General features: G+C 64.4%; 18 protein-coding genes. 4 read left to right on the top strand and 14 right to left on the bottom strand.

The window, feature by feature from the left end:
• The first annotated feature begins 52 nt into the window (after window positions 1-52).
• Entirely contained in the window at window positions 53-1,156 is a 1,104-nt protein-coding gene (locus tag AC5J09_RS27605) for a saccharopine dehydrogenase family protein (RefSeq protein WP_127710640.1), read from the top strand.
• A gap of 379 nt (window positions 1,157-1,535) precedes the next feature.
• Here AC5J09_RS27605 and AC5J09_RS27600 read toward each other — a convergent pair whose 3' ends face one another.
• The 7 genes from AC5J09_RS27600 to AC5J09_RS27570 form a co-directional block, all read right to left on the bottom strand.
• The gene (locus AC5J09_RS27600; RefSeq protein ID WP_026168835.1) at window positions 1,536-1,940 is read right to left on the bottom strand and encodes a F0F1 ATP synthase subunit epsilon; all 405 of its coding nucleotides are present in this window, start codon (window positions 1,938-1,940) and stop codon (window positions 1,536-1,538) included.
• 121 nt (window positions 1,941-2,061) lie between these two features.
• Entirely contained in the window at window positions 2,062-3,576 is a 1,515-nt protein-coding gene (gene atpD / locus AC5J09_RS27595; RefSeq protein ID WP_018097275.1) for a F0F1 ATP synthase subunit beta, read from the bottom strand.
• Between the two features lie 24 nt (window positions 3,577-3,600).
• Window positions 3,601-4,482: a F0F1 ATP synthase subunit gamma gene (locus AC5J09_RS27590; protein WP_018097276.1), complete on the bottom strand. Its 882-nt coding sequence runs from the start codon at window positions 4,480-4,482 to the stop codon at window positions 3,601-3,603.
• A gap of 27 nt (window positions 4,483-4,509) precedes the next feature.
• Entirely contained in the window at window positions 4,510-6,039 is a 1,530-nt protein-coding gene (gene atpA / locus AC5J09_RS27585; RefSeq protein ID WP_018097277.1) for a F0F1 ATP synthase subunit alpha, read from the bottom strand.
• The gene (locus AC5J09_RS27580; RefSeq protein WP_010970368.1) at window positions 6,039-6,605 is read right to left on the bottom strand and encodes a F0F1 ATP synthase subunit delta; all 567 of its coding nucleotides are present in this window, start codon (window positions 6,603-6,605) and stop codon (window positions 6,039-6,041) included. The genes atpA and AC5J09_RS27580 overlap by 1 nt, the downstream gene beginning before the upstream one ends.
• Window positions 6,606-6,843: 238 nt before the next feature.
• Complete coding sequence (locus AC5J09_RS27575; RefSeq protein ID WP_003530294.1) at window positions 6,844-7,230, bottom strand: AGROH133_08824 family phage infection protein; 387 nt, start codon at window positions 7,228-7,230, stop codon at window positions 6,844-6,846.
• A 122-nt stretch (window positions 7,231-7,352) separates the two neighbouring features.
• The gene (locus AC5J09_RS27570; protein WP_494299035.1) at window positions 7,353-9,557 is read right to left on the bottom strand and encodes a primosomal protein N'; all 2,205 of its coding nucleotides are present in this window, start codon (window positions 9,555-9,557) and stop codon (window positions 7,353-7,355) included.
• A gap of 175 nt (window positions 9,558-9,732) precedes the next feature.
• On the opposite strand from AC5J09_RS27570, the gene fsa reads away from it, so the two are divergent.
• The gene (gene fsa, locus AC5J09_RS27565; RefSeq protein WP_003530290.1) at window positions 9,733-10,386 is read left to right on the top strand and encodes a fructose-6-phosphate aldolase; all 654 of its coding nucleotides are present in this window, start codon (window positions 9,733-9,735) and stop codon (window positions 10,384-10,386) included.
• Between the two features lie 168 nt (window positions 10,387-10,554).
• Here the strand turns inward: fsa and AC5J09_RS27560 are convergent, their stop codons facing one another.
• Both AC5J09_RS27560 and AC5J09_RS27555 read right to left on the bottom strand, forming a co-directional pair.
• On the bottom strand, window positions 10,555-11,691 hold the full coding sequence (locus AC5J09_RS27560; protein WP_100672796.1) for an AAA family ATPase: 1,137 nt from the start codon (window positions 11,689-11,691) through the stop codon (window positions 10,555-10,557).
• 9 nt (window positions 11,692-11,700) lie between these two features.
• The gene (locus tag AC5J09_RS27555) at window positions 11,701-12,624 is read right to left on the bottom strand and encodes a GNAT family N-acetyltransferase (protein ID WP_494299034.1); all 924 of its coding nucleotides are present in this window, start codon (window positions 12,622-12,624) and stop codon (window positions 11,701-11,703) included.
• A gap of 177 nt (window positions 12,625-12,801) precedes the next feature.
• Between AC5J09_RS27555 and AC5J09_RS27550 the strand changes: the two genes are divergently transcribed.
• Both AC5J09_RS27550 and AC5J09_RS27545 read left to right on the top strand, forming a co-directional pair.
• On the top strand, window positions 12,802-13,737 hold the full coding sequence (locus AC5J09_RS27550; protein ID WP_440853689.1) for a tyrosine recombinase XerC: 936 nt from the start codon (window positions 12,802-12,804) through the stop codon (window positions 13,735-13,737).
• Window positions 13,738-13,823: 86 nt separating this feature from the next.
• Complete coding sequence (locus tag AC5J09_RS27545; RefSeq protein WP_018097282.1) at window positions 13,824-14,900, top strand: TraB/GumN family protein; 1,077 nt, start codon at window positions 13,824-13,826, stop codon at window positions 14,898-14,900.
• Between the two features lie 42 nt (window positions 14,901-14,942).
• Here the strand turns inward: AC5J09_RS27545 and lpdA are convergent, their stop codons facing one another.
• From lpdA to odhB, 5 genes are all read right to left on the bottom strand, one after another.
• The gene (gene lpdA, locus AC5J09_RS27540) at window positions 14,943-16,349 is read right to left on the bottom strand and encodes a dihydrolipoyl dehydrogenase (protein WP_494299033.1); all 1,407 of its coding nucleotides are present in this window, start codon (window positions 16,347-16,349) and stop codon (window positions 14,943-14,945) included.
• A gap of 36 nt (window positions 16,350-16,385) precedes the next feature.
• Window positions 16,386-17,138 (bottom strand): SDR family oxidoreductase, encoded by a 753-nt coding sequence (locus tag AC5J09_RS27535; RefSeq protein WP_100672793.1) that lies wholly within the window; start codon window positions 17,136-17,138, stop codon window positions 16,386-16,388.
• The gene (locus AC5J09_RS27530) at window positions 17,135-17,635 is read right to left on the bottom strand and encodes a hypothetical protein (protein WP_440853712.1); all 501 of its coding nucleotides are present in this window, start codon (window positions 17,633-17,635) and stop codon (window positions 17,135-17,137) included. Before AC5J09_RS27530 ends, AC5J09_RS27535 begins: the two co-directional genes overlap by 4 nt.
• Window positions 17,635-18,279 carry a LysE family transporter gene (locus AC5J09_RS27525; RefSeq protein WP_018097286.1) on the bottom strand — a complete coding sequence of 215 codons (645 nt, stop codon included), beginning with the start codon at window positions 18,277-18,279 and terminating at the stop codon, window positions 17,635-17,637. Before AC5J09_RS27525 ends, AC5J09_RS27530 begins: the two co-directional genes overlap by 1 nt.
• A 189-nt stretch (window positions 18,280-18,468) precedes the next feature.
• Window positions 18,469-19,725 (bottom strand): 2-oxoglutarate dehydrogenase complex dihydrolipoyllysine-residue succinyltransferase, encoded by a 1,257-nt coding sequence (odhB, locus tag AC5J09_RS27520; RefSeq protein WP_018097287.1) that lies wholly within the window; start codon window positions 19,723-19,725, stop codon window positions 18,469-18,471.
• Between the last annotated feature and the right edge of the window lie 75 nt (window positions 19,726-19,800).

Here is a 19,800-nt window from a genome sequence, read left to right as displayed (position 1 = left end):
TTCGGCCGCGAGACAATGGTGGTGAAAGAGGCTCATACCCCGGGGATACAAAATGAAAGACATCGTCGTCATCGGTGCCGGCAAGATCGGCTCCACCATCGCGCGCATGCTGGCACATAGCGGCGACTACCGCGTCTGCGTCGCCGATCGCAGCGCCGAGCAGTTGCAGCAGGTCGAGAAGCACGATGCCGTCTCGACCGCAGTCGTCGACATCGCCGACAGAAAGGCGCTCGTCGCCCTGCTCTCCGGAAAATTCGCCGTGCTCAGCGCCGCGCCGTTCCATCTGACGGTCGCGATCGCCGAAGCCGCAGCCGAGGCGAAAATTCACTATCTCGACCTGACGGAAGACGTCGAATCCACCCGCCAGGTCAAGGCGATCGCAGCTGAGGCCGACACCGCCTTCATTCCGCAATGCGGCCTCGCACCGGGCTTCATTTCGATCGTCGCCAACGATCTCAGCCGGCATTTCGATACGCTCGAAAGCGTTCGCATGCGCGTCGGCGCCCTGCCGCAATACCCGTCGAACGCTTTGAACTATAATCTCACCTGGAGCACCGACGGGGTCATCAACGAATATATCGAGCCCTGCGAGGCGATCGTCGAAGGTTCGCTGATCGAAGTTCCCGCGATGGAAGAGCGCGAGGAGTTCTCGCTCGACGGCGTCACCTACGAGGCCTTCAACACCTCCGGCGGCCTCGGCACGCTTTGTGAGACGCTGAAGGGCAAGGTCCGCACGCTCAATTACAAGACGATCCGTTATCCCGGTCATGCCGCGATCTTCAAGGCGCTCCTGAACGACCTCGGCCTGCGTCATCGCCGCGAGGTACTGAAGGACATCCTCGAAAACGCCCTGCCGACCACCACCCAGGACGTGGTCGTGATCTTCGTCACCGTTTCGGGCTTCCGCGAAGGTCGCCTGGTGCAGGAGACCTACGCCAACAAGGTCTATAGCGGCGTCGTTGCGGGACGCATGCAGAGCGGCATCCAGATCACCACCGCCGGCAGCATCTGCGCCGTTCTCGACATGCTCGCCCAAGGCAAGATCCCCACCAAGGGCTTCGTCCGCCAGGAAGACATCGCGCTCGACGCCTTCCTCGCCAACCGCTTCGGCCACTACTACGCCCAGAAGCACGAGACGGAACGCGCCGCGAGCTGAGGCCGAGGCCAAGGCTAGTCTAGGTCGATTACCGAAATGCCCGGACCTTTCGTCCGGGCATTTTCGTTTCTGCTTTCCGCCCGCCCTAATCCGCCTGCTGGCACCTTCTCCCCGCAAGCGGGGCGAAGGAGACACGCGGCGGCGTCTGTTCTCTTTCCTCGAAGCGAGTGGCGGAATGGGGCTGGGCCCTCGCGGCTTGCCCCTTCCCGCCTGCGGGGAGAAGGTCGCGGCAGCGGGATGAGGGGCGGCAACGGACGGAAAGTACCGGTTGTCTTGAAACGCCTATCGGCCGCTTGCGGGGAGAAACGATCTCGCGGACACGAAAAACCCCGCTCGAGGCGGGGTTCGATAGGCATTATCCCTTATCGGGATGTCCCTTTCAGGCCGGGATCACGATCTCCCCGAGCTTCGTGAGTTCGGCGATGAATTGTTCCAGACGCGTCTTCTTCTCGTCACCGGCGCCTTCGAGTTCGGCGCGTGCCGCTTCGATGCGATTTTCGAGAACCGTGCTGTCCAGTTCGTCGACGTGGACGGCGGATTCGGCCAAAAGCGTGCAGCCGGAAGGCAGGATATCGGCAAAGCCGCCGAAGACGGCGTAGCGTTCGGTCTTGCCGGCGGCGGTCTTGACCGCGACGACGCCCGGCTTGACGGTCGTCATGGTCGGCGCGTGATTGGCCATCACGGTCATCTCGCCCTCGGTCGCCGGAATGACGACTTCGGTCACCTTCTCCGAGACAAGCAGACGCTCGGGGGAAACAAGCTCAAAATTGAAACTTTCGGCCATGACCATTCACTTCTGGTGAGCGCGCCGCTGGTCGGCGGGCTGTGCACGTTCTCCGCCTCAACTGTCAGGCGGGATGAAAGCCGTGGCGCAAGGAACTCCGCGCCACGGTTCCTGATGCAGATCAGGCCGCTTCGGCAGCCAGCTTCTTGGCCTTCTCGACGGCTTCCTCGATGGAGCCGACCATGTAGAAGGCAGCTTCCGGCAGGTGGTCGTACTCGCCGTTGACGAGGCCCTTGAAGCCCTTGATCGTGTCTTCGAGCGCAACCAGCTTGCCCGGCGAGCCGGTGAAGACTTCGGCGACGAAGAACGGCTGCGACAGGAAACGCTCGATCTTGCGGGCGCGGGCGACGGCGATCTTGTCCTCTTCGGAAAGCTCGTCCATGCCCAGGATCGCGATGATGTCCTGGAGGGCCTTGTAGCGCTGCAGGGTCGACTGCACTTTGCGCGACACTTCGTAATGCTCTTCGCCGACGATCATCGGGTCCAGCATGCGCGAGGTCGAATCCAGCGGATCCACGGCCGGATAAATGCCCTTTTCGGCGATCGAACGCGACAGAACCGTCGTCGCATCGAGGTGCGCGAACGAGGTCGCCGGTGCCGGGTCGGTCAAGTCGTCGGCGGGAACGTAAATCGCCTGAACCGAGGTGATCGAGCCCTTGGTCGTGGTGGTGATGCGCTCCTGCATCTGGCCCATGTCGGTTGCAAGCGTCGGCTGATAGCCCACGGCCGAAGGAATACGGCCGAGCAGAGCCGACACTTCCGAGCCCGCCTGGGTGAAGCGGAAGATGTTGTCGACGAAGAAGAGAACGTCCTGGCCTTCGTCACGGAACTGTTCGGCGACCGTCAGGCCGGTCAGCGCGACGCGTGCGCGGGCGCCCGGCGGCTCGTTCATCTGGCCATAGACGAGTGCGGCCTTGGAGCCTTCGCCGCCGCCGTGCTTGTTCACGCCGGATTCGATCATTTCGTGATAGAGGTCGTTGCCTTCGCGGGTCCGCTCGCCGACGCCTGCGAAGACGGAGTAACCGCCGTGCGCCTTGGCGACGTTGTTGATCAGTTCCATGATCAGAACGGTCTTGCCGACGCCCGCGCCGCCGAAGAGGCCGATCTTGCCGCCCTTGGCATAGGGAGCGAGCAGGTCGACGACCTTGATGCCGGTGACGAGAATCTGCGCTTCGGTCGACTGTTCCACATAGGCCGGAGCGTCCTGGTGGATGGCGCGGCGGGCGGAAGTCTTCAGCGGACCGGCTTCGTCGACCGGCTCGCCGATGACGTTCATGATGCGGCCGAGCGTTTCCTTGCCGACCGGAACCGCGATCGGGCCGCCCGTGTCGGCGACCTTCTGGCCGCGAACGAGACCTTCGGTCGAGTCCATGGCGATCGTGCGGACGGAGTTTTCGCCGAGATGCTGTGCGACTTCGAGAACGAGGCGGTTGCCGTTGTTGTCGGTTTCCAGCGCGTTCAGGATCTGCGGGAGCTGGCCTTCTTCGAATGCGACGTCGACGACGGCGCCGATGACCTGCGTCACGCGGCCGACAGCACCCGTAGCCGCAACGACTGTCTTGGCGGAAGCTGCCTTCTTCGGAGCAGCCGGCTTCTTCGCCGCTGCGGTTTCTTTCGGGGTAGCTGCCTTAGCCATAATTCTTACCCTCTTCTCGTAACCTTAGAGCGCTTCCGCGCCAGAGATGATTTCAATGAGTTCCTTGGTGATCTGCGCCTGCCGCTGACGGTTGTAGCTGAGCGTCAGCTTGTCGATCATCTCACCCGCGTTGCGCGTCGCATTGTCCATGGCACTCATCTTCGCGCCCATTTCACCCGCGACGTTCTCGAGCAGGGCCCGGAAGATCTGCACGGAGATATTGCGCGGGATGAGATCGCTGAGGATCGCGCCGGCTTCCGGCTCGTATTCGTAGATCGCCGATGCACCTTCGCCTTCGGCGGCCACTTCGCCGGCCGATGCCGGGATGAGCTGCTGGGCGGTCGGGATCTGGGAAATGACGGACTTGAACTCGGAATAGAACAGGGTGCAGACGTCGAACTCGCCGTTGTCGAAGAGCTCGATGACCTTATGGCCGATCCGGTCCGCGTTCTCGAAACCGATCTTCTTGACTTCACGCAGGTCGACACGGTCGATGATCAGCGACGCGAAGTCGCGCCGAAGCATATCGAAGCCCTTCTTCCCGACGCAGATGATCTTGACCGTCTTGCCCTGGGCCAGAAGCTTGCGCACATGGTCGCGGGCAAAGCGGGCGATCTGCGAGTTGAAGCCGCCGCAAAGACCGCGCTCGGCCGTGCAGACGATCACCAGGTGCGTGTCGTCCTTGCCGGTTCCCGTCATCAGCCGCGGCGCGCTGTCGTCCGCGCCGACCGCCTGGGCGATATTGGCGAGAACGGCAGCCATGCGCTGCGAATAGGGCCGGGCGGCCTCGGCCGCCTCCTGCGCACGCCGAAGCTTCGCCGCGGCGACCATCTTCATCGCCTTGGTGATCTTCTGCGTCGCCTTGACGGAGGCGATCCGGTTCTTCAGATCCTTAAGTGAAGGCATCCGTTGTCCGTCCTAGTTGAGGTCCGCTCAGGCGAAGGATTTGGCGAAGCTGTCGATTGCGCCCTTCAGCTTGGCCTTGGTGTCGTCCGAGATAGCCTTTTCCGTACGGATGGTATCCAGAACGGCCTTGCCTTCCGAACGGAGGTAGGAAAGGAGACCGTGCTCGAACTTGCCGACCTCGCTGACCGGCAGCTTGTCGAGATAGCCGTTGACGCCGGCGAAGATGACCGCGACCTGCTCTTCCGTCTTCAGCGGCGAGAACTGCGGCTGCTTCAGAAGTTCGGTCAGGCGGGCACCGCGGTTGAGCAGACGCTGCGTCGCGGCATCGAGATCCGAGCCGAACTGTGCGAAGGCCGCCATTTCGCGGTACTGGGCGAGCTCGCCCTTGATCGAGCCGGCGACCTGCTTCATCGCCTTGATCTGGGCGGAGGAGCCGACGCGCGAAACCGACAGACCGACGTTAACGGCCGGACGGATACCCTGGTAGAACAGGTCGGTTTCGAGGAAGATCTGGCCGTCGGTGATCGAGATCACGTTGGTCGGAATGAACGCGGACACGTCGTTGCCCTGCGTCTCGATGACCGGCAGAGCCGTCAGCGAGCCGGCGCCACGCTCGTCGGAGAGCTTGGCGGCGCGCTCCAGGAGGCGCGAATGCAGGTAGAAGACGTCGCCCGGATAGGCTTCACGGCCCGGCGGGCGGCGCAGCAGCAGCGACATCTGACGGTAGGCGACGGCCTGCTTGGAAAGGTCGTCATAGCCGATCAGGGCGTGCTTGCCGTTGTCGCGGAAATATTCGCCCATCGCGCAGCCGGCGAACGGAGCCAGATACTGCATCGGCGCCGGATCGGAAGCCGTTGCAGCGACGATGATCGAATACTGCAGCGCGCCGCGCTCTTCGAGCACCTTGACGAACTGAGCGACCGTCGAGCGCTTCTGACCGATAGCGACGTAGACGCAATAGAGCTTATCCCCTTCCGGGCCATTGTCGTGAATGGCTTTCTGGTTGAGGATCGTATCGAGAATGATCGCGGTCTTGCCGGTCTGGCGGTCGCCGATGACGAGCTCGCGCTGGCCGCGGCCGACCGGGATGAGAGCGTCGATGGCCTTGAGGCCGGTCGACATCGGCTCATGGACCGACTTGCGCGGAATGATGCCGGGCGCCTTGACGTCGACGCGGGCGCGCTGCTTGGCATTGATCGGGCCCTTGCCGTCGATCGGATTGCCGAGTGCGTCCACGACGCGGCCGAGCAGCTCCGGACCTACGGGAACGTCCACGATGGCGCCGGTCCGCTTGACCGTGTCGCCTTCCTTGATGTCCCGGTCCGAGCCGAAGATAACCACACCGACATTGTCGGCTTCGAGGTTCAGCGCCATGCCGCGAATTCCGCCTGGGAATTCGACCATCTCGCCTGCCTGGACGTTGTCGAGGCCGTAGACGCGGGCGATACCGTCACCGACGGAAAGCACCTGGCCGACTTCGGAAACTTCCGCTTCCTGGCCGAAATTTTTGATCTGATCTTTAAGAATTGCGGAAATTTCCGCGGCGCGGATATCCATCAGCCGACCTCTTTCAGTGCAAGCTTAAGGGTAGAGAGTTTGGTGCGAAGGGAGGTGTCAATCTGGCGGGACCCGACCTTCACGATCAGACCTCCAAGAATAGACGGGTCGACGGTGACGTTTACCGCCACGTCTTTGCCGGTGACGCCTTTCAGCGCCGCCTTCAATTCGATTTCCTGCGCCAGCGTCAGCGCATGTGCCGACGTGACGTCGGCGGTGATTTCGCCCTTGTGACGGGCAGCGAGCAGACGGAACGCCTTGATGATGCCCGGCAGCACGAAGAGGCGGCGATTGCGCGCGACGACCTTCAGGAAGTTGCCGACCAGCCCGGAGAAGCCGAATTTCTCGACGAGGGCGGAAATGGCCTTGAACTGGTCGTCGGCGGAAAAGACCGGGCTTACGATCAGCCGCTTCAGATCGTCGCTGCCGTCGATCAGCGCCTGGATGCGCGTCAGATCGGCGCCGACTGCTTCGATCGACCCGGCATCAAGGGCAAGCTCGAAAAGCGAGGAGGCATATCTTTCTGCAACACCGGAAATGAGCTGGGATGTGTCTGCCACGGGCACAAGCTTCTCTCAAAATCATCCAGGAATGCCAGGACAGGCGAACCGCCGACCTAACATCTTGAATTTGCTGCAATAACTCGCAGGATATCGAGGCCGGTCGACCCACTTCCCCCGCAGTTCGCGGTTCGTCTAGCATAGGATGTTTGGACTCGCAACACGCCAACGGCAGGAATGCGGCATTACCCGGCCGCTTCGGCCGAATTTTGCCGTAAATAGTGTCGCAGGCCCTTGTCGGCGATCAGATCAGCCCGAAAACATAGGCAAGAGGCAGGATCGCGAGCGCCGCCTGGACCAGGAGCGCGAGCCAGTTGAAGAGGGTCGCGCCGTTGTCGCTCATGATCGACAGGATGCGACCGAACGCCGCGAGTGCGAAAGCCGCGCCGACGGCGAGGTAGACCATTGGCTGGGCAAGCAGGATGGCGCCGAGGCCCAGGCCGAGATGCATGCCGCCCATGGTGGAGCGGGCCTCCGCCAGCCCTCCCCGCCGCCCCTCGGCGATGCCGATTCCGGCGGCACGAAAGGTCAGGCGCGGCGCAAAGAGCATGACGAGCCCGATCAGCGCCGCGAGCGCGGCCGCACAAAAAGCCAGCAGCTCCCCGGTTTCCGTCGGTATGTAGAACTCCATCTCCGTCCCCGCCCGTTGCTGTGGACCCTCCGCCTCGCGCCGAGCCGACGCGATGCGTGAAAGAGGTCTAGCCTATGTCCTTCCGGATGTGAATCGGTCGAAGGACGAAGATCCGACAGTGATCACAAAAAACTCTGCGGATCGATGTCGAGCTGGACGCTGACCGATCCGCGCTCCTTGGGGCCGGCGGCGATCATCGCCCGGACGAAGGACTGCATGTCGCTGTTGCGCCGCCCGTGGACGAGAAGCCGGAAGCGATGTCGGCCGCGGATGAGCGCGAGCGGCGCTTCCGCCGGTCCGAGGATCGCGATGCCGTCGACGCGCGGCGCGGCATTGCGCAGTCCGCGGGCGTGGCCCTCGGCATCGCCGCGCGTATCGGCCGAAACGATGATCGAGGCGAGCCGGCCGAAAGGGGGCAGCACCGCCCTTTCCCGCTCATGGATCTCGCGTTCGTAGAAAGCGTCGGAATCGCCGGACACGATCGCCTGCATGACCGGATGCTGCGGCTGATAGGTCTGCAGAAGCCCGAGGCTCTTGAGGCCCGTCCGGCCGGCACGCCCTGTCACCTGGGAAAGGAGCTGGAACGTCCGTTCCGCAGCGCGCGGGTCGCCGTTGGCAAGACCCAGATCCGCATCGACGATGCCGACGAGCGTCATGTTCGGGAAGTTGTGCCCCTTGGCGACGAGTTGGGTGCCGATGACGATGTCCGCCTCCCCGCGGGCGATCGCCTCGAGCTCCAGCCGCAGCCGCTTGACGCCCATCAGGTCGGAGGAGAGCACAATGGTGCGCGCGTCGGGGAAATGCCGCTCGACCTCTTCGGCGATGCGCTCTACCCCGGGGCCGCAGGCAACGAGATGATCGAGCGTGCCGCATTCCGGGCAGGCTTCCGGCGTCCTCTCCGAATAGCCGCAATGATGGCACTGGATCTGCCCGCGGAAACGGTGCTCGACCAGCCAGCTCGAGCAGTCCGGGCACTGAAAGCGATGGCCGCAGACGCGGCAGAGAGTCAGCGGCGCATAGCCGCGCCGGTTCAGGAACAGGAGCGCCTGCTCGCGCCGGCCGATCGTCTTGCCGATCTGGTTCACGAGCACCGGCGAGAGAAAGCCGCCGCGTTCCGGCGGATGGCGGCGCATGTCGACGATGCCGAGATCGGGGAGCGCCGCATCGCCGAAGCGGGTGGGCAGATGGATCGGCCGGTAACGCCCCACCTCGCCGTTCACCCGGCTCTCGACCGAAGGCGTGGCGGAGACGAGCACGACCGGAAAATTGCCGATCCGCCCGCGCACCACGGCCATATCGCGCGCATTATAGAAGACGCGGTCCTCCTGCTTGTAGGCGGGGTCGTGCTCCTCGTCGACGATGATGAGGCCGAGATCCTCGAAGGGCAGGAACAGCGCCGAGCGGGCGCCGGCGACGACGCGCACCTGGCCGGTCGTCACCTGCCGCCAGACCTTTTCCCGCGTGCGCGGCGCGAGATCGGAATGCCACTCCGCGGGCTTCGCGCCGAAGCGCTCCTGGAAGCGTTCGAGGAAGCTTGCGGTCAGCGCGATCTCCGGCAGCAGGATCAGGACCTGCTTGCCGGCGCGCAACGTCGCCGCTATCGCCTCGAAATAGACCTCAGTCTTGCCGGAACCGGTGATGCCGTCGATCAGCGATACCGAGAATTTCCGCTCCTCGACGGCGACCAGCAGGTCGGCAGCCGCTTGCCTCTGCGGGCCTTCGAGGCGCGGCGCGGCGAAAGCCGGATCCGGCGCGGCGACGACCGGCGGCGGCGGCATGAAGACGGTTTCGAACACGCCCTGCGACGTCAGGCCGTCGATGACGCTGGACGAGACCCCCGCGGCATGGGCGAGCCCCGAGCGGGTCCAGGAAAGCCCGTCACTCGCGGTGGCGAGGACGCGCTCGCGCGCCGCAGTCATCCGTTCCGGCCGCATCTCGGTCAGGCGCAGGGCTTCCACCATCGGCTCCGGATCGAACGCGGTCGGCGCCCGGAGTGCCATCCGGGCGACGAGGCCCGGCGGCGTCAGCGTGTAGCTCGCCACCCAGTCAAGAAAGGCGCGCATGTCCGGGCCGAGCGGCGGGCAGTCGAAGACCTTCTCGATCTGCTTCAGCTTTTTCGGATCGACGCCGCCGTCATCTTCGCCGTCCCACACGACGCCGACGACGAAACGGGGGCCGAGCGGCACCTGGACGATCGATCCCGGCTCGACCGCCATGCCGTCGGGCACCGCGTAGGAATAGGCCCTCGGCGCCGGCATGGGCACCAGGACGGGCACCACACGGCGGTCGAGTACGGGGCCGAATAAATCGGTTGAATCAAGAGTCATTTTGCCGTGACCTTGCCACCGCTTTCAGTTAAAGAAAACTCGCAGCGAACCGCTGCCTTGCGGAAAGCAGGGTTTGTCACGGTTCCAACCGAGTTTCAACGCGCGCGATATCCGCCATGGAATTTCCTGCTGTGGAGATGCGCCCGAAACGGCTGAGTGCCAAAGGAAGACTCCGATGAAATTTTTCGTTGATACCGCCGATGTGAAGGACATCCGGGAACTGAACGATCTCGGCCTGCTCGACGGCGTCACCACCAATCCGTCATTGATCCTGAAGGCGGGCCGCGACATCGTCGAGGTTACCAAGGAAATCTGCTCGATCGTCGAAGGACCGGTTTCGGCCGAAGTGACCGCGACCGAATACAGCGCGATGATGAAGGAAGCGGCCGCCCTTTCGAAGATCGCCGACAACATCTGCATCAAGCTGCCGCTGACGCTCGACGGCCTCAAGGCCTGCAAGGCGCTGACCTCGGACGGTCACCAGACCAATGTGACGCTGTGCTTCTCGGCAAACCAGGCGCTGCTCGCCGCCAAGGCCGGCGCGACCTTCGTCTCGCCGTTCATCGGCCGCCTCGACGATATCGCCGTAGACGGCATGGACCTGATCCGCGAAATCCGCCAGATCTTCGACAATTACGGCTACGAGACGGAGATCCTCGCCGCCTCGGTGCGCACGGTCAACCACGTCAAGGAGGCCGCCCTCATCGGCGCCGACGTCGTCACCGCCCCGCCGGCAACGCTGAAAGCCCTGGTCAAGCACCCGCTGACCGACAAGGGCCTCGAAATGTTCCTCGCCGACTGGGCCAAGACCGGCCAGAAGATCGCCTGATCCTCCGGCGTCGAACGGAACTGACCAGGGGCCTCGCAGTGATGCGGGGCCTTTTTTCCGAGTTCGCCCGTCTTCTAAAGGTCGCTCTGCAGGCGGGCGAGGGGACGAGTACGCGGCCGTCATGTTGCCTTGCCTGCAGGGTGGCCGGCAGGCCAGATAAGAGAGCCCTTATTCGTCCTCCTCTTCGACCGCGCCGGTAAGCCGCATGCCATCGATCCAGGTGGCTCCGTCCTTGCGAATCACACGCCGCGGGCGAACGCCGCATTGCTGCCGGACCAGCTCGGCCAGGCGTTCGGAATGCGTGACGATCCAGATCTGGCTCTCCCCAGCGGCACTGGCGACCATGGCAGCCAGTGCCGGCAGCATATCGGGATGAAGGCTCGTCTCGGGCTCGTTGAGCGCGATGAACCGGGGACGGCGATAGGATAACAGCGCCGCCGCAAGTGCCAGAAAACGCATCTGCCCGTCCGAAAGCTCGCGCGGCGAAAATGCCCGGTGCGGAAAGTCCGGAAAGACGAGCGAGAATTCGGCGAACTGGCCGGGTTCGGGCACCTGCAGGCGGGCGCCTGCAAAGGCGTCGGCGACCGCGCGATCGAGATCGACCGTATCCTGCCTCGTGTGCCGGAGCGTCGCGAAGACGGCGGCCATGTTGGCGCCGGTTTCGTCCAGCAATGGCGCGGTGATGGCGAGGCAGGGCATCCGCAGCGGCGATTCGCGGTCGGTGCGAAAGCCGTGAAAGAACCGCCATTGGTCGACCGCCCGGCGGAAGCTGCCGATTTCAGGGTAGTGGCCGGCGTCGCCGAGCAGCGCGATAGCCGTCTCCGAGGTCATCGCCTGCTCCGGATAGTCCACCATCCGGCCGCCCTCGCCGCGCACGAAGATACCGGGGCCGGTGCGCTTCATCACCGGAACCGGGCGCCGGCCCGTCTCGATCGTGAGCTCCTCCTCCTTGACCTGCGGCTCATAGGCGAAACCCGCCGCCGCCTTTGGCGGGCGGAAACCCGCCTCGATCCGGTAGCGGAAGGTGATCGCTCGCTCCTCGTCGATCAGTTCGGCGTCCAGCCGAATACGCGCCGGCTTGCCGACGCGCTGCGGGCCGCTCCAGATGGCGGACGCCATGCCGCCTTCTTCCGCAATCTCGCGGGCGAGATGGCCTCTCACGGCAGCCTGAACCAGCTGCAGGGCACGATAGAGGTTGGACTTCCCGACGCCGTTCTCTCCGATGAAAAGATTGACGCCGGCCAAATCCATTCGGATCGAGCGCAGCGACCGGTAGTTCTCGGCGAACATCGAGCGAAGCATCATGGTGACGGCTTAGCCCGGCACAACCGCCCTGGCAGACAGCTCGAACGCCGCATCGCTGTCGGCAGCCAGTGCGTGTACCGTATGACGCTCCAGCGCACGCGTCACCTCCACCGGATCGCCGTCGAGCGCATCCGCCGGAATGAGATTGCCGATCCGGAAGTCGAAGCGGTCGCCCTTCTTGTTCAGGAGTTCGTGGAACACCGTCATGTCGCGCAGTTCCGTCGACCATTTGGCAAACCAGTAGAAGAGGCCGGAATTGCGCGCGCTCATATGCACCGGCAGGATCGGCAGGCCGTATTTGCGTGCGAAGCCGACCGCCGAGCTCTTCCAGGGGCGCTCGTTGAGCCGTCCCTCGGCCCAATAGGCGATGCGGCCGGAGGGGAAGAGCACGGTCGCCTTGCCCGCCTCGATGGCCCTGTTCGTCACCTGCAGCGTTTCGCGCGCCTTGAGCTTCGACTTGTATTCCTCGCGCCATTCCACCGGAATGACCATTTCCACGAAGCGCGGATTGACGCGGATCGCGTCGCGGTTCGCAAAGAACATCATGTCCGGCCGCCGGCTCTTCAGGAGATCGAAGACGGCGATGCCGTCGGCGATCCCCGTCGGATGGTTGCTGACGAGCAGGAACCCGCCCTTCTCGGGAATGCGCTCCGGCTTATCGGCGCGGATCTCGAGAGCGAGAAGCGAACTCAGATGCTCGAAGGCCTGGAAGCCCGGCATATTGGCGACGGCATTGGCGAACTCGATCGCCTTGCGGTAGTTGAGCAGCGTGTAGAGAAAGGGCCGCATGACGGGCCACAGGGGATGGCAGACGATCTTCTGGCCGCGTTCCGCGATCAGCGTATCGACGATATGACCCGGACGCCCTTGCGAGACCAGCGCAACCGCCTCTGCAAAATGCGCCAGAGCGCTCGCCGAATCACGTCTCGACATTGTCCCATCCGCTGTTGCTGGCCGAACATTGCAGTTCAATATGATCGAACAATGACAAATTCCAAGGGGCCGCAGCAGCAAACTTCAGCACGTTAGCAAAAACATAACACGCCCGATGCGATGCTCCGAGCCTGGATCAGTGAGCGCACCGCGCTGATGAACCCGCCGGGCCCGATGATGAACGAACTTCTTGCCATAGGCCATCCCGAAGTGATGGCGGAACGAAGGCGCTGGCTTGCGAGCCTCGCCGAGGAACGCCGGTTGTCCGAAAAAACGGTAGACGCCTATGAACGCGACACGCGGCAGTTCCTGACATTCCTGACCGGGCACCTCGCCGGTCCGCCGCGGCTCTCGGATATTCGCGCCCTTCGCCCCGCGGATCTGCGCGGCTTCCTGGCGCAGCGCCGCAAGGGAGGCGCCGGCGCACGCACGCTCGGCCGCGGCCTGGCAGGTCTGCGTTCCTTCCTGCGCTATCTCGAGAGAAACGGGCTCGCCAATGCGGCGGGTGCAGGGGCGGTGCGGTCCCCGAAGCAGCCGAAGTCTCTCCCCAAGGCATTGACCGACCGGGAGGCCCTGAAGGTCGTCACCGCGGACGCGCAACTGGCCGAGGAACCCTGGATCGCGGCGCGCAATGCCGCAGTGCTGACCCTGCTCTATGGCTGCGGCCTGCGGATAGCGGAGGCGCTGGACCTGACCCCCACCGATTTCTCAGGACCGGTGACGTCGCTCAGGGTCACCGGAAAGGGCGGCAAGACACGGATCGTGCCGATGATCGCCGCCGCCGCCGAAGCGGTCGAGACCTATCGAAAGCTCTGCCCCTACCATATCGAGCCCGGAGAGCCGATTTTCCGCGGCGCCCGCGGCGCGAAGCTCCAGCCGGCGATCATCCAGCGCGAGATGCAGAAGCTGCGCGCCGCACTCGGCCTGCCGGATTCGGCGACACCGCACGCGCTGCGCCACTCTTTCGCGACGCATCTTCTGGCGGGCGGAGGGGATCTCCGCACCATCCAGGAACTGCTCGGCCATGCCAGCCTGTCGACCACGCAGGTCTATACCGGCGTCGATTCGGCACGGCTTCTGGAAATCTACGACCGCGCCCACCCGCGCGCCTAAAATCTGACGTCCTTGGCCGTTAACCAAGCGTGTTAAGGAACCCGTGACCGTGGGGGAGTAGGGTTCCGTCAATGCCGGGGGCATCCATGAACACTTTCACCAGACCCGTCCGCGATCTCGCGGCCAAGGCGGCCGACGGCCTGTTGTGGCTGACGGCACTGCTCAATCTACTGACGGCAGCGAGCCTCGTTGCCGCCCTGCTCCATGTGTCGGAGGCACGGGCGGAAGAGACGGACTGCGCCGGCAGCAACATCTTGACCGGCCTCGAACATTCGGATCCGGCCCGCCTGGCGGCGCTGCGCGCGGAAGCAGCGGCGGTGCCCAACGGAAAGGGCCTGCTTTGGAAGATCGAAGGGCACGGTCAGGCACCCTCCTTCCTGCTCGGCACCATGCATGTCACCGATCCGCGCGTGCTGGCGATGCCCGGCGGCGCGACGGAGGCCTTCGCAAGGGCTGAGACGGTGATCGTCGAGTCCGACGAGATCGTCGACCAGAACAGGGCAACCGCCGCGATCATGATGCAGCCGGAACTGACCATGTTCACCGGCGACAAAACGATCAACGATTTCCTGAAGCCGGAGGACCGCGCGCTACTCGAAAGCGGTCTCAAGGCGCGCGGCATCCCGCTGCCGCTCGTCACCAAGATGAAGCCCTGGATGATTGCCAGCTTCGTCGCCCTGCCGGCCTGCGAGTTCTCGCGCAAGGCGGCCGGTGCCTCCTTCCTCGACAAGAAGCTCGCCGAGGACGCTCTGAGGGAGGGCAAGACGCTCAAGGGTCTTGAAACGCTGGTCGAGCAGCTTTCGGCAATGGATTCGCTGCCGGTCGAAATGCATCTCAAGGCACTGATCGAAACGCTTGCTCTCGGCAAGACGATCGACGACGTGATGACGACGACCACCGATCTCTACCTCTCCGGCGAGACGGGCACGATCATGCCCATGATGAAACTCGCCTCCGCCGGGATTTCATCCGACGACGCCGGCTATGCCGAATTCGAGCAGCGGATCATCATCGATCGCAACAGGATCATGGCAGACCGCGCCGCGCCCCTCCTGAAGGGCGGCGGCGTGTTCATGGCCGTGGGCGCGCTGCACCTTCCCGGGAAGGAAGGCCTCGTCGAACTCCTGCGTCAGCAGGGGTTCACTGTGACGCAGGTGGAATGACCGGCCGGTCAATGCGGTGGGAGGGCAGGGCCCTCCCGATAATCACATGTGGATCGGCTTGGCGAAGGTGGCGAGCGCCGCTTCCTTTACCGCCTCCGACATCGTCGGATGGGCGTGGCAGGTGCGGCCGAGGTCCTCCGACGATCCGCCGAACTCCATCAGCACCGCGATCTCGTGGATCATTTCGCCGGCGCCGAAGCCGATGATGTGGCCGCCGAGCACGCGGTCGGTCTCCTTGTCCGCGAGGATCTTCACGAAGCCGTCCGTCTGCAGCATGGCGCGGGCGCGGCCATTGGCCGTGAAGGGGAACTTGCCGACCTTGTAGGCGACGCCCGCGGCCTTCAGCTCTTCCTCGGTCTTGCCGACGGAGGCGACCTCCGGCTGGGTATAGACGACGCCTGGAATGACGTCGTAATTCACATGCCCGGCCTGGCCTGCGATGATCTCGGCGACGGCAACGCCTTCGTCCTCGGCCTTGTGCGCCAGCATCGGCCCACGCACGACGTCGCCGATCGCATAGACACCGGTGATGCTCGTCTGAAAATGCTGGTCGATCTCGACGCGACCGCGCGAATCGAGCACGACGCCCGCCTTGGCGAGACCCAAGCCGTCCGTCGAGGGCTTGCGTCCGGTAGCGATGAGCACGACTTCCGCATCGAGCGTGGTCGCATCGCCGCCCTTCACCGGTTCGAAGGTGACCTTGGCACCGTCGCCCGATTTCACGACGCCCGTGACCTTAGCGCCGAGTTTGAAGTCGATGCCCTGCTTGGTCAGCATCCGCTGAAGCTGCTTGGCGATCTCGCCGTCCATGCCGCCGAGAATCGTGTCGAGGAATTCGACCACGGTCACCTTTGCGCCGAGGCGCGCCCAGACGGAGCCGAGCTCGAGGCCGATGACGCCTCCGCCGACGACGATCATGCTCGCCGGGACCTTTTCGAGCGCGAGTGCCCCGGTCGAGGAGACGATCACCTTTTCGTCGAACGCGACCTCCACGCCCGGAATGCCGGCGACGTCCGAGCCGGTGGCGATGACGACGTTCTTCGCCTCGAGCACCTGCTCCTCTCCGCTTTCGTTCGTGACCGAGACCTTGCCCTGGCCGAGAACCTTGCCGGTACCCTGGAATCCGTCGATCTTGTTCTTCTTGAAGAGGAAGGAGACGCCGTCGACATTGGACTTAACGGTCGCGTCCTTGTGGGCCATCATCTTCTGAAGGTTGAGCTTCGGGCTTGCGACCTCGACTCCCAGCGCCTCCAGGCCGTGCTGCGCCTGATGGAACATTTCGGAAGCATGCAGCAGCGCCTTGGAGGGGATGCAGCCGACATTCAGGCATGTGCCGCCATAGGTGCTGCGCTTCTCGACCACGGCAACCTTCATGCCGAGCTGCGCCGCCTTGATGGCGCAGACATAGCCGCCGGGGCCGCTTCCGATAACGATGAGATCATAGGCCATTTGATAATCCTTCTTGGGAGGACGGTCTTGGGAGGGCTACCGCCCGCCACTGACGGTGAGAATGGTTCCCGTCACGTAAGTCGCCTTGTCGGACAGGAGATAGAGAATTGCATCGGCAACCTCGCCGGCCGTTCCGGGCCGCTGCATCGGGATCGTGGGTGCGAGGTCGCGGGCGCGGTCGGGCAGCCCGCCGGAGGCATGAATTTCCGTATCGATGATGCCGGGACGGACCGCGTTCACGCGTATGCCCTCGGTGGCAACTTCACGCGCCAGGCCGACCGTGAAGCTGTCGATCGCGCCCTTCGTGGCGGCATAGTCGACATATTGCCCCGGCGCGCCAAGCACGGCGGCGATGGAGGAGAGATTGACGATCGAGCCGCCCCGCCCGCCGTGGCGCGTCGACATCCGGAGCACCGCCTCGGCGGCGCAACGGATGGAGCCCGTCACGTTGGTGCGGAACAGCCGCTCGATCCGCTCGGGCGAAACCTCGTCAACGCGCTGCGGCGGACCGATGATCCCGGCATTGTTGACGAGGCCGTCGAGACGGCCGAAGGCGGTGTCGACGGCTGCAAAGATCGCCTTCACCCCCTCTTCCCTGCCCACGTCGCCCTCGACGGAAACGGCCGTGCCGCCGGCCTCCGCGATGCGGCGGACCACGTCCTCGGCCGCATCGCGATTGGACGCATAGTTGACGGCGACCCGCCAGCCTTCGCTGGCCGCGGCAAGCGCGACCGCGGCGCCGATGCCGCGGCTGCCCCCGGTGACGAGAAGCACAGGTCCGCTGCTCATGATCCACACCCCTTGAACTGGAAGACGTCCGAACTGTCGGTGGTGCCCTTGCCTTCGCCCCAGGCACTCGATTCACGCAGCGACGGTCCGAAATCCGGAAGCAGGACTCGATCGGCTGCGGGCGCGTCCTCCGGCTGAAGCAGCCCGATCTGGCCGGCCTTGTCGACCGCATAGATCGGGCCCTGCCAGACGGTGCAGGCCTCGAGTTCCGCGCCGGTGACGTCGCCGGTCGGGCAGTCGTTCATGACGATCCCGTTCGCCCGCAGCGGTTCGCCGGACTGCATCACGACCCCATCGAGCAGAAGCCCGGTGTCCCCGATCCTGATCTTGAAGTGATTGCTGGTGACTGCTGCCTCCGATCCGACGGGCTCGAAGCGCAGCTCATAGGTTCCGGCCGGATCGGCGTAGACCGCCCGCGCCTGGGTGCACTCGTCCGCAAGCGCCGGTGCTGCCGAAAGCATAAGCGAAGCGAAGAGAACGTTGCGGCCGCAGATCATCACGCGGCCTTTTCCGTCGCCAGCTTCAGTCCGAGAGCGATGAAGACCATGCCACTCGCCCGGTCGATCCATTTGCTCGCGCGCGTGAAGGCCGCCCGCATCCGCGGCGTCGTCATGAACAGGCTGACGCCGACGAACCAGAGGATCAGCGCGCTCGCCATGACGAAGCCATAGCCGAACTTGACCGTCATCGGCGTATGGGCGCTGACGACCGTCGAGAAGATGGACAGGAAGAAGAAGACCGCCTTGGGATTGAGCGCGTTGGCCGCAAAGCCGAGGCCGAAGGCCTTCAGCGCCGACTGCTGCCTGCGGGCTTCGCCGGTCTCGGCCGCTGCCTCGACCGCGATTTCCGTCTGGCCGGCGCGAAGGGCTTTGATGCCGATGTAGATCAGGTAGGCGACGCCGCACCACTTGACGATGTTGAAGAGGTAGATCGACTGCGAGATGATCAGCCCAAGGCCGAGAATGGTGTAGGTCACGTGGAACATCAGCGACGCGCCGATGCCGAAGGAGGTGACGATCGCCGCGCGGCGGCCGTGCACCAGCGATTGGCGCAGCACCATGGCGAGGTCGGCGCCGGGCGAAACGATGGCGAAGGTGAAGATCGCCATTAGCGAAGCGAGTTCGATCAGATAGCTCATCATGGTTGCGACCGGTGCTTACGATGCCCAACTGTCCGGGATGCGCGCATAGCGTGCCCCCAAAACCTAACCTCTGGTTCCGTGGCTGTCGATGCCCGTCAGACGTGCGTCCCGGTCCGGGCATCGGTGGAGATGGAAACGGGGGCACGCGGCCCCCGCCATTCAGGCCGACCCGGCCTAAATCACCGTGATCTAGAGATCCAGCACCAGGCGTTCCGGATCCTCGAGGCTTTCCTTGACGCGCACGAGGAAGGTCACCGCTTCCTTGCCGTCGACGATGCGGTGATCGTAGGAGAGCGCCAGATACATCATCGGCCGGATGACGACCTGACCGCCGATCGCGACCGGGCGGTCCTGGATCTTGTGCATGCCGAGGATGCCCGATTGCGGAGCGTTGAGGATCGGCGAGGACATCAGCGAACCGTAGACGCCGCCGTTGGAGATGGTGAAGGTGCCTCCCTGCATGTCGGCCATAGCCAGCGTTCCGTCGCGCGCTGCCTTGCCGAGACGGCCGATTTCCTTCTCGATTTCGGCGATCGACATCTGGTCGGCATCGCGCACGACCGGCACGACGAGGCCCTTGTCGGTGCCGACGGCGACGCCGACGTGGCAGAAGTTCTTGTAAATGATCTCGGTGCCGTCGACCTCGGCGTTGACGGCCGGCAACTCCTTCAGCGCATGCGTCACCGCCTTGGTGAAGAAGCCCATGAAGCCGAGCTTCACGCCGTGCTTCTTCTCGAAGATGTCCTTGTACTTCGAGCGCAGGCTCATGACGGCGCTCATGTCCACCTCGTTATAGGTGGTGAGCATAGCCGCGGTGTTCTGCGCATCCTTCAAGCGCCGGGCGATCGTCTGCCGCAGGCGGGTCATCTTCACGCGCTCTTCGCGAGAGGCATCTTCCGCCGGTGCCGGCGCGCGGGCCTGGATCTTGGCCGGCTCGGCTGCAGCCGGAGCCGAAATGCCCTTGGCGACGGCCGCGAGCACGTCACCCTTCAGCACCTGGCCACGCTTGCCCGAGCCGTCGATCTGATCGGCCGAAAGACTGTTCTCGGCCATGAGCTTGGCAGCCGCCGGTGCCGGCGGCATCGACGTGGACGTTTGCGTCGCGGCAGCGGCGGCCGGCTGTGCGGCCGCAGCCGGAGCAGCGGTAGCCGCCGCAGGTTCAGGCTTCTTCTCGGCCGCAGCCGGCGCAGCGGCGGCAGCACCCGCGCCGCCCTCGGAGATCTGGCCGAGCAGCGCGCCGAGGCCGACGGTTTCACCCGCCTGCGCGACGATTTCGCTGAGCGTGCCGGCGGCCGGGGCCGGGACTTCGATCGTCACCTTGTCGGTCTCGAGCTCGAGGATCGGCTCGTCGGCCTTGATCGCGTCGCCGACCTTCTTGAACCAGGTGCCGACGGTCGCTTCGCTGACGGATTCGCCAAGGGTGGGAACGCGGATTTCTGTTGCCATGAGTTTTGTTCCGTTGATCAGATTTCTGTTTCTAGCTCTTTGAGTTACGCGCTCCCGGACGGAAAACCGCTACGC

The organism is Sinorhizobium sp., from assembly GCF_059070375.1.
The sequence above is the reverse complement of the archived record's forward strand: the minus strand, read 5'-3'. Positions and strand labels throughout refer to the sequence as shown.